Raw genomic sequence first — 14709 nt, forward strand, 5'->3', positions numbered from 1 at the left:
AATTTAAATCAATAAAGTCCAATAGAATCAAATAAACTGGGGAATTTTTTATTATCTTCCCACTTTAATAAAGAAAAATTATATGAACAAGCAAGAATTGGTTTCAGCAATTGCTGAAAAGGCAGGATTGTCAAAAGCGGATAGCGAAAAAGCATTAAACGCAATGATGGATTCAATTAAAGAATCTTTAGTGAAAGGTGAAAGTACTCAATTGATCGGATTCGGTACATTCTCAATCTCTGAAAGAGCTGCTAGAACAGGTAGAAACCCTCAAACTGGAAAAGAAATTCAGATTGCTGCTAAGAAAGTAATCAAGTTCAAGGCTGGTAAAGCTATGGACGAAGCGGTAAACTAGTATTACATTACTGGAATCCGAGCAGCTGCCCATTGGGTGGCTGTTTTTTTTGTGCGAAATTTTCTGGCAGGAGGAAATGTATTAGTCATAAAAAGAAGAGGCACAGTGTTTTGTGCCTCTTGTGTAAATTATTACTTTATTGCCATGCAAATGTCAGAAATCAAATCTTTTGGTTCTGTTTCCATTGGGCTGTTGCGGTAGAATTCCATAGGAGGAATTTTCTTGTTTTGTTTAAATTCTTTTGCTCTCTCCATAGACATAATGGCACTCCAGCCATTCCCGGAAAGCTCGTAAGGGCCAATGTGACGTACGGTTTGTACTTTGGTAGCCGGAAGATTTCCCTTGTGCATTCCGGCAGGTATGCTTTCAGGATCTGATTTGATTCCAACTCCAGAAGTATATACTACCCTGTTTTTGTTGAAATCGAACTTGTGATATACCGAGAACCAGTCGCAGGTAACGATATCTTCGTTTTCTTTTGCGAATTCTGCCAGCTTTTTAAAATCAGCTTCCATTACCTCACCAATATTATCGATGGTGCATTCATTCTTCACTCCAACGAAATTACAACCTTCAAATTGCGATTCACCAAGAAACTCCAGCTTAGCTTCTACTGTATCTTTTTCGATATAATCTTTCAGCATCAACAAACCACGATCGTAATCCATTCCAATTAAGCGTTCCATCATGTTTTTCATCCAGAACATGAAAAATGGAAGAGAACCTTCCATGGTCCATGTCAATTTGGTGGTGTTGTCATCAACTTTTTCGATGATAAAGTCACTTTTCGATTGTGATTTCCATGGTTTTAAAAATTGCAAATCATATTTAATTACCGATTCTTCTTCGGCAACAATTTTAATGATTCCGGATCCGATACGTTTTCCTTCCCATTCGTGGGTTTTGCCATTATCAGAAATGCTGTCTTTAGCTTCAGGTTCCAATATGAACCAGGGCGACCAGGCTTTCCAGTGATTAAAATCAGCAATAATAGTTTTTATCCTGTCAACACCAGCAGCAATGGTGATCGATTTTTCAATATAAGTTTTAGGCATAGGTATTTTATTTTAGGTAATTCGTTTAGTATATAAAGCTTTGTTTATTTGATGATTTTAAATCAGATTCTTAAAGTTATAAAGAATAAGAAGTTGTTACAAGAATAAATTGCTTAACAGGTTTGTATGATTATCAAGTTCAGAATCGTAAAAACAGCAAGAGTGTGCTTACAATTAATGTTATGAACTTCCTACATAGTTTAATAATATAGAAAATAGTCATTGGATGATTTGAATTCAAATTAAGCTTAGGCGTCTCGGTATTTTTCGTGTAATTTTTTCACCATTTCGCCCAGCATATTTTTTAAATTGGGTGGAGAAAGAATATCAACTTTATCTGTCATTGCTAAAACCCAGCGAGCAAAACCGTTTAAGTCAGGATTCAGAAATTTCATGTTTACGAATTTGCCATCTTCCTGCTCACTTAAGTATCCATACCAATATTTGGCTTCGTGAATATACAATGCCATTTGTTTCTCCATTCTTAGTTCGATTTCGAAGCTTTGGTACTGCTCTTTTTCGCGTGCCAGATATTCTTCGAAAGCTTTGTCTAAAATACGATGAGAAGTTTCCTCACTAACTTCCAGATTTCGTATCCTATCGAGTCTAAAATCACGATAATCACCTCTTAATCGGCAGTAAGCAATTAAGTGCCAGTTTAAGGCATAAAAAAGCAATCCAATGGGTTCTACTTCGCGCAAAGAATGTTCTTGCTTGTAATGGGCAAAGTATTTCAATTTTAGCACTTTCGATTTTACCAAAGCTTGCTGTATGTCTTGAAGATATATGGAATCTCTCTGAGGAATTTCATAAGGACCATTAAAAACCTTCACTGAACTTTCCAGTTTCTCCAACATGGCTTTGTCTTCGGTTTTCATTACCGATTTGATTTTGTACAAAGCATTTTGAAAAGATTGATCGATGGCTTTATCGGATGTGTGTGGAATTAACTTACCTGCAATCAAAATGGCAGAAGCTTCTTCGTTTGTAAACATGATAGGAGGCAAGGAGTAGTTGTCATCAATAAAGTATCCAACACCTGCCTCGGCACCTATGGGAACACCGCCTTCTTCCAAAGCACGGATATCACGATAAACGGTTCTTAGGCTAATGCCAAATCGATCCGCTATTTCTTGCGCTTTAACAACCTTTTTGGTCTGCAATTGCGTTAATATTGCCTGTAATCTGTCAATTCTGTTCAAAACTGATATTCCTTAGCTTTAAAATTAATAACCTGGGTGCGATTTAAAATATTGTCACAGTTTACACTGGTTTTGAGTAGAAGTTTTCTCAAATATTCTTTCAGATTTTTTTACAGCAAATCGTGAATAAATCTGATTTTCTGTGTCGAATATTTTTATTCGAACTCAGGTTAAAGAGGAGTGCAGCCGTGAATTGAAAACTGGCACTCCCATATTTTTAGTTTACTTGAAATTGTATTTCAGTAATGTTATTCTCAGGTTTATCGAAATCACAATTGATGTATAGTTCTCGGCAAGATTGTCCCGGAACTATATTTTCTGCTTTCATTTCTTCTGTTAATGCTTCGTAAGAATCCTTAAGCTTTTCCCATGATCCCAAGTGGGTTTTCTTTACATGCTGATATTCTTCCAGTTTTTCCAGTTTAAACTTCTCACTGCTAAATGCATTGCCAAATGTGGCAACGGGCAGACAAATCTTCAACTCAAATTCTTCTAAGGTAACACAAGTTTCCCATTTGTAGATCCAATATTGCGGACCTGAAGGATGTAATCCTGCATTCACAGCTTCTTGAACAATCTCTTTTGGAAAGTCTTCAATGTTTTTCATTAAATCTTCCAAACTTGTTCTCACGACTTTTGACAATACTGTCATTTCCGGTGCTTTTGTTGTCTTCATAATTTCCGTTTTTAAATTAACAATAGAACAAAGCTAAATGACAGTAGTGACAGCATTATGTCAGTAGGATTTTATATTTCTGAAAAAACAGTAAATGTTTATCATTTTTTAGGTTCAAAGGCGAGCAGGTGAATTGAAAGCCTACCATATTGTTTTTTTCACTTCGCAACCAATATTAATCTGATCACAAACATGATTGGCAAAACCATATCCAGCTTCTGAATAGATGTCGTAAACTGCATCTACATTCATTTTTTCCAGTTGTTGTCGCTCATCTTCAAATCGGGCAATGGCTGCAATGTTTCCTTTGTAAGGAGTCTTTTTTAATCGTTCTACCGAGAAAAGATTGGATGCATGATCGTTCATGCAAAGCATTACCAAACGCACTTTGTGGTTCTTTGATTTCTGGAAAATGTTTTCCCAGAATTCACTATCTGCCGCATCATCCTGTTGGATGTTTTTGCCCTCTTTCTTTAATCGCTGAACCACATCGTAATTGTAATCAAGCCCAAGTACTTTTCGGCCATAGGTTCTATTTAATTGCTCGTATACTGCCATTCCCAGCTTACCCATACCAAAAACCAAAATTTCTGCATCGCCAATATCAAAAGCTTTATCGTAAACCAATCGTTTATCGGTCTCGAATTTTTTCAAATGCTTGCGAATTCCTGAGTATATTTTGTGAGCATTCGAGTTTAAAGGCGATGATATGATAAAGGTTATGGCAACCGAGATGGCTATGGATACCAACCAATCGGAAGGAATTAGACCTTTGCCCACTGCAATGGAGGCTACTATCAGCCCAAACTCACTAAAATTGGCCAAAGCCAGCGATGTAAAGACCGAGGTTCGTGCACGCACTTTAAACCTGGTTAAAACCAAGAAGTATAGGATTACCTTGAAGTTTATGGCTACGGCGAGTATCAGGGCAAGAATCAACATCTGCAAACTTGGTAAGCCAATTAAACCAATGGAGAGAAAGAAGCCAATCAGAAAGATGTCTTTGAAACTCATTAAAGAATCGGCCAACTCTTTTGCTTTCTTGTGATTGGAAATCAAGATTCCAACTACCAAAGCTCCCAAATCGGCTTTTAAGCCAACAAATTTGAACAATTCGGCACCTACAACAAAGGCCAGGAAAAAGCCATATAGTATTAATATCTCGCCATGACCAATTTTTTCCAATATCAGTAACAGAACAGGACGGATGATAACAAATAGAACAGGTAAGCCTATGGCCCAATAACTTGGAAGCTTTCCTGCTACCAATACAATATAGAAAACGGCAAAAATGTCTTGAATAATAAGTATCCCAATGGACAATACCCCGTATGCTGATTTTAATTCACTTTTCTCTTCCAGAATTTTTACTGCATAAATGGTACTTGAAAAACTGAGTGCAAAACCGATGATTAATGCTTGCTGCCAGGTAAAATCAGTAAATATATGTAGTGAGGTATAGCTTAGTCCAAATAGAATAACTGCCATGAGCAGGGTAACCAGTAACATATGAATGGACGCACCTCCCCATATTTCGCGATGCAACAGGTCTTTGATTCTTAGTTTTAATCCAATGGTAAACAGAAGAAGAGTAATCCCCAAATCGGAAATATTTTGAATTAAATCATCAGATTCTGCGCCAAAATATTTCAGTGTAAAGCCTGCCAACAGATAGCCTACCAAAGGAGGCAATCCAATTAATTTTACAATAAGTCCTAAACCAAAGGCAATAGCCAACCATACCGGATCCATAAGTAGTGTTTTTTAAGAGATTAAGTTCCGCGCCCTTTTGCGGAATTCTAAAAATAGATAAATCTTCTGCAATGAGCAATAATATTTGCTAATGATATATAGGTATATCTATGGGTGCAAAGATGTGATTTATTTGATGAATTCCCACTTATGATTAAGTGTGGTTTTTATTATTGTATTGATTCATAAGATACTTAACATGTATAAAAAGTTGCAAAAACATAAAATCACAACAAATAGCGATTGATGAACATTCAAATGCCCTTTACTTTTGTCGGTATATTTAATCTAAATAAGAACAAAATGCAAAACATCGGAATTTTTTACGGTTCATCTACCGGGAATACAGAAGCAGTAGCAAAAAAAATACAAGAAGAATTTGGAGCAGATATCGCATCAACCATTGATGTTGTTGATGCAAGTGCAGCAGATCTTGAAAAGTTTAACAACCTAATTTTAGGAACTTCTACATGGGGGATTGGCGATTTGCAAGATGATTTTGAAGGATTTCTATCAGAAATTACAAATGCCAATATGGATGGTAAAAAAGTTGCCCTATTTGGATTAGGAGATCAGTATTCCTATTCAGATTCATTTGTTGATGGTATGGGTGAGCTATATGAGACATTGGAAGAACAGAACTGTGAACTGGTTGGGGAAACTTCTACTGATGGTTATGAATATGATGCTTCAAGAGCTGAAAAAGACGGTAAGCTGGTTGGATTGGCTATCGATATCGAAAATCAAGATGACCAAACAGCGGATAGAGTAGCAGATTGGGTTGCGGAACTTAAAAATCAATTTAATTAGATAAAGATGAAACTAACTTGTTCGGATTATAAGACTGCTGACATGCAGATTTTGATTCACCACGTTTACGAATACAACAAAGGATTAAGAAGTTTGGTATTGCATACCATGCATAGCAGTGAGAAGGAAAAAACAGAAAATTTATTACAGCGCAAGGGGATTAGTTATTTTCTGCAAACTGTTAACGAAAACAAGATAAATGTATTTTTTGGGAAACAGGAATGCATTCAGATTGTGAGATCCTTTGGAGACAAATCATTGTCTGATTTCACAGATGAACAGGATTTTATTCTGGGAATTATGCTTGGCTATGATAGAAATCAGCAATATGAGAGATACATTAAACGAACGGGAATCAATAGCGAACTTATAAATGCGAAGTTAGTTGGTTAGACATATAAAGATTTTTTCTTTTGCTATTAATTCGATACTCACCCTAGACAGCCATACTGCTCTTTGGTGAGTATTTTTTTGATGTGATTTTTTGTGTAAAAATCATAACATATGGTGATTGCAGATGCGATTTTAGATCGCTTACTTTGCTATTGTTCAATTTATTCAAATCACCTGACATTTGATATTAGACTTGGATGATATGATCAAAAAATTACAAGATGTTGAATATTTAATCTCGCCATGATTAAAATTATATTTAGTGTTATTTAGTAGTATTTTCACCATTTTGTTATGTAGTATAGATGTAGTTCGCAATAGGTTAGTTTTCACTGCATCACTCAGGTTTTACCCCAATGGAATTTTTCTGTTGGGGTATTATTTTGATTGATTTTTCTAGAACAATTGCTAAGTTGACTTTGTTTATTGATTGGTATTTAGTTTGAGTTTAAATAAGCATTAAATTTAATAAACTAAAACAGGGGATTGATAGATTTCCCTTACATTTGAATGAAATTAGAAAACACAAAAAAGATTATACATTATGGCTATCAATAAAAATGTTGAGAAGATTTTGAATGAGCAGATTAATGCTGAATTTTGGTCGGCTTATTTCTATTTGTCAATGTCTAACTATTTTAATGCGAACGGAATGCCAGGTTTCGCAAACTGGATGAAAGTTCAGTTTGAAGAAGAAACTTTCCACGCTATGAAAATGCTTGACTTTGTTAATGAAAGAGGTGGACGTGTTATTCTTCAACCAATTGCTGAAGTTCCTTCGGAGTGGGATGGTGTTGTAAACATTTATGAGGAAACATTAGCTCATGAAGAAAAAGTAACAAGCTTGATTAACGAATGTGTAAATGTTGCGATTGCAGAAAAAGATCATGCAACTGTAAACTTTTTACAGTGGTTTGTTGATGAGCAAGTTGAGGAAGAAGCTGGTGTAGGTGAAATTCTTGACCAATTAAGAATGTTCGAAGGAAAAGGACATGGTCTTTATATGATGGACAAAGAATTCAAAGCAAGAACTTTTGTTGCTCCTGCTGAGTAATCCATACAGAAAATAATATAGGAAAGGATGTCTGGTTGATACCATGACATCCTTTTTTTGTATCTGATGATAAAAAGAATCTATCTTTAAGGGAAAATTTTATCATGAGGATCTTTATTGTACTTCTGATCATCTGTGCATCAGAATTAACTTCAGCCCAAAGCAATATGGAAAGTATACAAAATGAAATTGACCAAAGTGTTTGGAAAGAGTTTAAATCTGCATTTGAAAGGATAGATGCAATAGCATTGAATGATCTCTATGCAGATCAAACTTTAAGAGTTACTCCAAATGGGATTGATACAGAAAACTCTTTTAAGACTGCAAATGTTGAAAGATTTCAAATACTTAAGGAGAAGTCTGCCATTGTAAAACTGGATTTTTGGTTCGAAAGCAGGCATACAAATCTGAATACCTCATATGAAGTAGGCTATTACAAGATAGAAACGAAAATTGATGATGAATGCTCGATCCATTACGGGCAATTTCATATTGTTCTCAAAAAGATATCAAATACCTGGAAAATTGTTCAGGATTGGGATACCACCATTATTAATGGTCAAAAAATCGGCAAAAAAGAGTTTGAAAGAATGGGTGAGAATCAACTTTATTAGTCATCACGCTTCATTCCTTTAAATTATTTTCATAAAAAAGGCTTCAAACCAATAAAAATTTCTACTTTTGGTCTCGATGGATATGAACAGATACCTCATAGTAGTTTTTTGTGTGCTCACAGGATGTGCGGCAGCCGTACCTATGGCCAATGCACAGGATTTTACTGTGGACAATGAGCTATTTGCTGAATGGTACGCCGATCATGTTCAAAACCTGGATGAAGCATTTGCTTCGCCAATCCTGGTAAATGTAGAGCAAGAACAATTGGCAGGTTCATGTTTTTCGAATGCAGAAGAATTATCTGTATTGAATGATTTGCCTAAAATTCCTGCATTAAACCAGCAATTAAAATTTCTGAATTATCCTGAACCTGAGGATATAAAAGGATATTTACCTTATTCAGAACCATGTTTTAGCCAAGTTGTTAAGCGCGATAATCCTATTCGTGCTCCTGGTTATTCATGCTAATTCGTTAAGGTTCAGGATTGAACCAATTTTCTATTTTAAATACATTTTAGCTTCTTCTATTCGTAGAGGAATGCATTCAATATTGAAATCAATAAATCATTATGGGTTTTCTAGATAAAACATTAGGAAAACTGTTTGGTAACAAATCAGACAGAGACTTAAAAGAATTGACTCCTTATTTGGCAAAGATTAAGGCTGAGTATGATAGAGTAACAACACTAAGCCACGATGGAATTCGTGAAGAATCTGCAAAATTAAAGCAACGCATTCAAGATTACGTACAAGCTGAAAATGACCAGATTAAATCATTTAAAGACAAAATCGAAAATGGTGGACTTTCTGTAAACGAGAAGGAAGACATTTACGATGAGATAGATAAGATTGAAGGACAAATCGATGAGAAAATTGAGGAAGTGTTGGAACAAATCTTACCAACTGCTTTTGCAATTGTAAAAGATACTGCTCGTCGTTTAACCGAGAATGAGGAAATTGAAGTTACAGCAACTCAATTCGACCGTGATTTGGCTCCACATTTCGACAATGTTCAGATTGATGGAGACAAAGCCGTATTCTTCAATTCCTGGACTGCAGGTGGTACTGAGATTGTTTGGGACATGATTCACTATGATGTGCAGCTGATTGGTGGAACAGTTCTTCATCAAGGTAAAATTGCTGAGATGGCAACGGGGGAAGGTAAAACTTTGGTTGCAACCTTACCTGTATTCCTGAATGCATTGACTGGGCGCGGGGTTCACGTAGTAACCGTGAATGATTACCTTGCAAAACGTGACTCGGAGTGGATGGGACCATTGTACCAATTCCACGGAATGTCGGTTGATTGTATCGATAAGCATTCTCCAAACTCTGATGAGCGTAGAAAAGCATACGCTTCAGACATTACATTCGGTACCAACAATGAATTTGGTTTCGACTACTTGCGTGATAATATGGCTACCAATCCTAAGGATTTGGTTCAGCGTCGTCACAACTACTCAATTGTCGACGAGGTTGACTCGGTATTGGTAGATGATGCTCGTACACCATTGATTATCTCTGGTCCAATTCCACGTGGTGACAATCAACAGTTCGATTCTTTGAAGCCTCAGGTGCAGAAAATTGTAAAGGCTCAGAACGACTTGGTAATGAAAATCTTTACCGAATCGAAGAAATTGTTGAACAGCGAAGACAAAAAAGAACAAGAAGAAGGAGCGAAGTTGTTATTGAGAACTTTTAAAGGTTTACCAAAAATGAAGCCTTTAATTAAGTACTTGAGTGAGCAAGGGAATAAAGCAACTTTATTAAAGACAGAGAACTTCTACATGCAGGAGAATAACAAAAACATGCACATCATTACAGATGAACTGTATTTTGTTATCGACGAAAAGCATAATTCAATTGAATTAACCGATAAAGGTATCGATTTGCTAAGTGCTGATACCGACGATTCAGGATTCTTTGTATTGCCAGATATTGGTACTGAAATCAATGAAATCGAAAAATCAGATCTTCCTGATGAAGAAAAACTGAGACAAAAGGATGAGATGATTCAGTCTTACTCGGTTAAAACAGAACGTGTTCACACGGTTAATCAGTTGTTGAAAGCATATACTTTATTCGAAAAAGATGTTGAGTATGTGTTGATGGATGGTAAAGTGAAAATTGTTGACGAGCAAACAGGTCGTATTATGGAAGGCCGTCGTTACTCTGATGGTTTGCACCAGGCAATTGAAGCGAAGGAAAATGTGAAGATTGAGGCAGCTACTCAAACATTTGCTACCATTACCCTTCAGAACTACTTTAGAATGTATCACAAGCTTTCGGGTATGACAGGTACTGCAGAAACCGAAGCAGGTGAATTATGGGATATTTACAAATTAGAGGTGGTTGTTATTCCAACCAACAAGCCAATTGCTCGTGATGACCGAGATGATTTGGTATACAAAACCAAACGTGAAAAGTATGCTGCGGTTATCGAAGAAATTGTTGCTTTGGTAAATGCTGGTCGTCCGGTATTGGTTGGTACAACTTCAGTTGAGATTTCGGAATTGTTGGGTAGAATGCTTAAGATTCGTGGAATCAAACACAACGTACTGAATGCCAAATTACACCAAAAAGAGGCAGATATTGTTGCTGAAGCTGGTAAGGCAGGTACGGTAACTATTGCAACCAATATGGCTGGTCGTGGTACCGATATCAAATTAACTGATGAAGTTAAAGCTGCAGGTGGTTTGGCAATTATTGGTACAGAACGTCACGATTCTCGTCGTGTTGACCGTCAGTTGCGTGGTCGTGCAGGTCGTCAGGGAGATGTGGGGTCTTCTCAGTTTTTCGTATCTCTTGAAGATGATTTGATGCGTTTGTTTAGCTCAGATCGTATTGTGAAGCTTATGGACCGCATGGGTCTTGAAGAAGGAGAGGTGATTCAGCACAGCATGATTACCAAATCTATTGAGCGTGCTCAGAAGAAAGTAGAGGAGAACAACTTTGGTATTCGTAAGCGTTTGCTTGAATATGATGATGTAATGAACTCTCAGCGTGAGGTAATCTACAAGCGTCGTCGTCACGCATTGTTCGGAGAGCGTATCCAGGTGGATATTGCCAATATGATGTACGATGTTTCTGAAGTGATTGCCAATGAAAATCATGGTGGCGATTTCGAAGAGTTTAAAATGGACTTGATCCGTACCTTCTCAATTGAATCTCCGGTTACAGAGGAAGAGTTTTTGAAAGAAACTCCTGCTGTAATTGCTGAGAAGATAAATGATGTGGTTATGGATACTTACAATAGAAAAACTGAAGCTATTGCGAAGCAAGCATATCCTGTTATTAAGAATGTTTACGAATCGAAAGGTGAAATGTACGAGAATATTGTAGTTCCATTTTCTGATGGTTCTAAGATGTTCAATGTAATTACTCATTTGAAAAAAGCTTACGATACCGAAGCTGAAGATGTAATGAGATCTTTCGAAAAAGTATCGATTTTAGCAACTATTGATGAGTCCTGGAAAGAGCATTTGCGTGAAATGGATGATTTGAAACAATCTGTTCAGAATGCTTCATACGAGCAAAAAGATCCACTTTTGATTTACAAGTTTGAATCATTCAACTTATTTAAAGTAATGGTTGAAGATGTGAACAAGAAAGTGGTTGCCAGCTTAATGAAAGGTCACATTCCATTGCAGGATCCTGAAGAAGTGCGTCAGGCTGAAGAGCGCAAGCGTGATATGAGTAACCTTCAAACTTCGAAAGAAGAATTAGGTTCTGATGGAAGAAAACAAGCTCCTAAAAAGGCTGAGCCAGTTCGAAATGTTCAGAAAGTAGGACGTAACGAGCCTTGTCCTTGCGGTAGCGGTAAGAAATTTAAGCAATGTCACGGTAAAGGTGTTCCAGCTTAATTTCCGAATATGAAATATTAATATTATTTTCACATGGATTGTTCTGCTAGTCGGGACAATCCATTTGGTTTTGACACACTGAACTCTAAAAATAACTGATATGTTACTATCAATCCTTTGGGATATTAAACCCGAAATTTTTACGATTGGTTCCTTTTCCGTTCGTTGGTACGGATTACTTTTTGCCTTAGGCTTTTTGTTGGGATACTATATCGTTGAGAAGATGTTTAAGAAGGATGGTATCAAGTTGGAATGGCTTGATAAATTATTCTTGTATACCATGATTGCTACCGTTGTAGGAGCACGTTTAGGCCATGTTTTCTTCTATGGATGGGAATTTTATTCACAACATCCGGCTGAAATTATTAAAGTATGGCATGGAGGATTAGCCTCTCATGGCGCTGCAATTGGTATTATTGCTGCTTTGTGGTTCTATTCGAAAAAAGTGAGCAAGAAATCAATTCTTTGGATCTTGGATTACGTTGTAATTCCAGTTGCTTTGGCAGGATGTTTCATTCGTTTGGGAAACCTGATGAATTCTGAAATTATTGGTGTGAAAACGACTGTATCCTGGGGATTTGAGTTTGTGCGAGCTTCAATCGAAGATCCAAAAGCACCTCGTCATCCTGCACAATTGTACGAAGCAATTTGTTACCTGATTTCTTTCGGAATATTGATGTTCATGTATTGGAAAACCGATGCAAAACAACGCTCAGGTATGATTTTCGGTGCATTTTTGGTGTTGATTTTTACGGCTCGTTTCTTCATCGAGTTCATCAAAGAAAATCAGGAAGCATTTGAAGAAGGTATGGCTTTAAATATGGGACAATGGTTAAGTATACCCTTTGTTTTGTTGGGAGCTTATTTTGTGATTAAGAATTTAAAAGCAAAAACAGCATAAAGATTCATTATGAAATTTAAAAATCCGAATCATTATGGTTCGGATTTTTTTTGTTTAGTATCCTATGCCCATAGGATTCATTAATCTGAAAAAGGAAGAATTACAGAATGCAGATAAAATACCCATTACAATTCATTGCAATTGCTCTTATTGGTTTTGTACTACAATCATGTTCAACTTTAAAATTAACGGAAAATAAAGGCTTCGATAACTACAGTACAGTCTATGTTTTCCAGAATGGTATTGAATTGCCAATATCTGCCCAAAGTGATACCATAGAGATAGATAAAAGCAAATTTACCCTTCGTTTTTACAATAAACCCTATGATGTAGCAAGCAAAAAGTTTAACGCTACGCGCATAACAGCATTTTATAATGTATCTCAATTGCCTGTGGTGGAAACAGGCATGGCAATTGACACCATAGAGTGTTTTGCTCCGGGAACAGGAATGGCTACAGCTAAAAATGGAGGCTATGAAGCTCTGAGATTTAATTCAAGTGCACATCACTATCTGTTTTATGAGAATGAGGAAAATAAAAGGGTGGATTCAATTGCTTCCTTGGACAATATGCTTAAGTTGGAGTTCGAGATTGACTCTTTAAACTTTATGAGCCAATTAACAGCCATGTCCGATATGCGGCTAAGCGAATTCTATCTGCTGGTATTTACGGATAGAAATCAAAATAAAATTGTAGATGAAGGGGAGTGTATGAAGCTTACCATTCGCGTTAAGGATAACTACAAAGGATGGTCTGTTCCTTATTGGAATATGCAGGATTCTTTGGGACAGACTCCTTTACACAAATTGTTTTTATTTGAAGAGTGGGAAAACATTAGTGACAGACAAAAGCTAAGGATATTACAGGAAGCACTTTCGTTGGAAAGTACAAATCCTAACATTCAGGATGCCATGGGAAATACTGCGATGCATTACGCTTTGGGGGAATATTACCTTGAAAAGGAAAAGAGATCTTGCAATCATCCTGTTGAGCTAATAAAGGTACTGTTGAGCAGTGACAAGACAGATGTAAACATTGGTAACTATTACTATAACAATAATCCATTGCAACAGTATTTAATGAGTGGCAACAGTGGAGTAAATAGAATAAATGCCAGAGGAATTGAGTTAATCAGCCTGTTTCTTACGCGAGATGACCTGAAATTGAATAGCTTAAACAATGTCAATTTTACCTCTTTTGATTACGCAAGTAGAAAAAACTGGTTAGATGATAAGAATACAGAACTTGTTGACAAGCTAAAGCCGAATAAGGAGTATAATTATGGAGCATCACAGGAATTGTCGAAATTTGTATGCCGAATAGGTACTGATGCGAAAATAGATGACCTTGATTTTTACATGGAGAATATTAAGCTATGTCTGGATTATAATGCCAATACTAATGTAATCGAAAATCAACTGGCAAGAACACCTTTGACCTGGCTGTGTTACACAAAGGACAGGTCATATGGATATTCTGATGAAGAAATTCAATCGAACCTGCAACTGCGTTCAGAATTGGTAAAGCAACTGATGCAAACGCCTGGTATTGATCTAAACCTGCCTGACTACATTGGTGCAACTGCGTTACATTATGCTGTGGATGCTTATGCAAGGGTTTTGGTAAAAACTTTAGTAAGCAATCCTCATACCAATGTGAATCGTCAAAATTCAGATGGTAACACCCCTTTAATGCAGATGATTCATAACCTAACCTATTTACGCTTGGGGGCTCAGAAAGAGGCATGTGCCTGTTTAAAGGAATTAATATCCGACAGTAGTCGACTAGATTTTAGAGTGTTGAATTACAAGGGTGAATCAACTCTCGATTTAATTAATTTCTGGATGTTGGATAAGGAAAGAGGTGAGGTAAATAAAAGATTATATCCCGAGATGTATAATTGTCTGGAAGAATTAAAGCAAAAAATTGAAAGTGATATCCAGCAAAATAATCTCGATAAGAAGAAAATTCCCAATCTTCAGGTTTTGAAACCAACTTATCCATTACCGGATTCAAATGGATGTATTCGAAAC

At 36.5% G+C, this 14709-nt stretch carries 13 protein-coding genes; 9 read left to right on the forward strand and 4 right to left on the reverse strand.

The genetic code is table 11. From position 1 onward, the window contains the following. The first annotated feature begins 67 nt into the window (after nucleotides 1–67). Nucleotides 68–355 (forward strand): HU family DNA-binding protein, encoded by a 288-nt coding sequence (locus tag NQ163_RS07310; RefSeq protein ID WP_268189658.1) that lies wholly within the window; start codon nucleotides 68–70, stop codon nucleotides 353–355. Between the two features lie 131 nt (nucleotides 356–486). On the opposite strand, the gene NQ163_RS07315 is transcribed toward NQ163_RS07310, so the two are convergent. From NQ163_RS07315 to NQ163_RS07330, 4 genes are all read right to left on the reverse strand, one after another. Next, on the reverse strand, nucleotides 487–1410 hold the full coding sequence (locus NQ163_RS07315) for an SRPBCC family protein (protein WP_268189644.1): 924 nt from the start codon (nucleotides 1408–1410) through the stop codon (nucleotides 487–489). Between the two features lie 248 nt (nucleotides 1411–1658). Continuing rightward, on the reverse strand, nucleotides 1659–2612 hold the full coding sequence (locus NQ163_RS07320; RefSeq protein WP_268189645.1) for a helix-turn-helix transcriptional regulator: 954 nt from the start codon (nucleotides 2610–2612) through the stop codon (nucleotides 1659–1661). A gap of 217 nt (nucleotides 2613–2829) precedes the next feature. Then, on the reverse strand, nucleotides 2830–3288 hold the full coding sequence (locus NQ163_RS07325) for a GyrI-like domain-containing protein (RefSeq protein ID WP_268189646.1): 459 nt from the start codon (nucleotides 3286–3288) through the stop codon (nucleotides 2830–2832). Nucleotides 3289–3429: 141 nt separating this feature from the next. Next, nucleotides 3430–5040, reverse strand: a complete 1611-nt coding sequence (locus NQ163_RS07330) for a cation:proton antiporter family protein (protein ID WP_268189647.1) — start codon at nucleotides 5038–5040, stop codon at nucleotides 3430–3432. A 303-nt stretch (nucleotides 5041–5343) separates the two neighbouring features. Between NQ163_RS07330 and NQ163_RS07335 the strand changes: the two genes are divergently transcribed. From NQ163_RS07335 to NQ163_RS07370, 8 genes are all read left to right on the forward strand, one after another. Beyond that, nucleotides 5344–5850, forward strand: coding sequence for a flavodoxin (locus NQ163_RS07335; protein ID WP_268189648.1), 507 nt, complete (start codon nucleotides 5344–5346; stop codon nucleotides 5848–5850). A 6-nt stretch (nucleotides 5851–5856) separates the two neighbouring features. Next, nucleotides 5857–6243 carry a DUF2023 family protein gene (locus tag NQ163_RS07340; RefSeq protein WP_268189649.1) on the forward strand — a complete coding sequence of 129 codons (387 nt, stop codon included), beginning with the start codon at nucleotides 5857–5859 and terminating at the stop codon, nucleotides 6241–6243. Between the two features lie 544 nt (nucleotides 6244–6787). Further along, the gene (locus NQ163_RS07345; RefSeq protein WP_120241372.1) at nucleotides 6788–7297 is read left to right on the forward strand and encodes a ferritin; all 510 of its coding nucleotides are present in this window, start codon (nucleotides 6788–6790) and stop codon (nucleotides 7295–7297) included. Between the two features lie 104 nt (nucleotides 7298–7401). Continuing rightward, complete coding sequence (locus NQ163_RS07350) at nucleotides 7402–7911, forward strand: hypothetical protein (protein ID WP_268189650.1); 510 nt, start codon at nucleotides 7402–7404, stop codon at nucleotides 7909–7911. Nucleotides 7912–7993: 82 nt separating this feature from the next. Next, the gene (locus tag NQ163_RS07355; protein ID WP_170150694.1) at nucleotides 7994–8380 is read left to right on the forward strand and encodes a hypothetical protein; all 387 of its coding nucleotides are present in this window, start codon (nucleotides 7994–7996) and stop codon (nucleotides 8378–8380) included. A 101-nt stretch (nucleotides 8381–8481) separates the two neighbouring features. After that, nucleotides 8482–11775, forward strand: coding sequence for a preprotein translocase subunit SecA (gene secA / locus NQ163_RS07360; protein WP_268189653.1), 3294 nt, complete (start codon nucleotides 8482–8484; stop codon nucleotides 11773–11775). Nucleotides 11776–11875: 100 nt separating this feature from the next. Further along, nucleotides 11876–12676 (forward strand): prolipoprotein diacylglyceryl transferase, encoded by an 801-nt coding sequence (gene lgt / locus NQ163_RS07365; protein WP_268189655.1) that lies wholly within the window; start codon nucleotides 11876–11878, stop codon nucleotides 12674–12676. Between the two features lie 107 nt (nucleotides 12677–12783). Continuing rightward, nucleotides 12784–14709: ankyrin repeat domain-containing protein (locus NQ163_RS07370; RefSeq protein WP_268189656.1), on the forward strand; the 1926-nt coding region annotated here is incomplete at its 3' end.

This window comes from Marinifilum sp. D737, from assembly GCF_026672275.1.
GTDB lineage: Bacteria > Bacteroidota > Bacteroidia > Bacteroidales > Marinifilaceae > Marinifilum.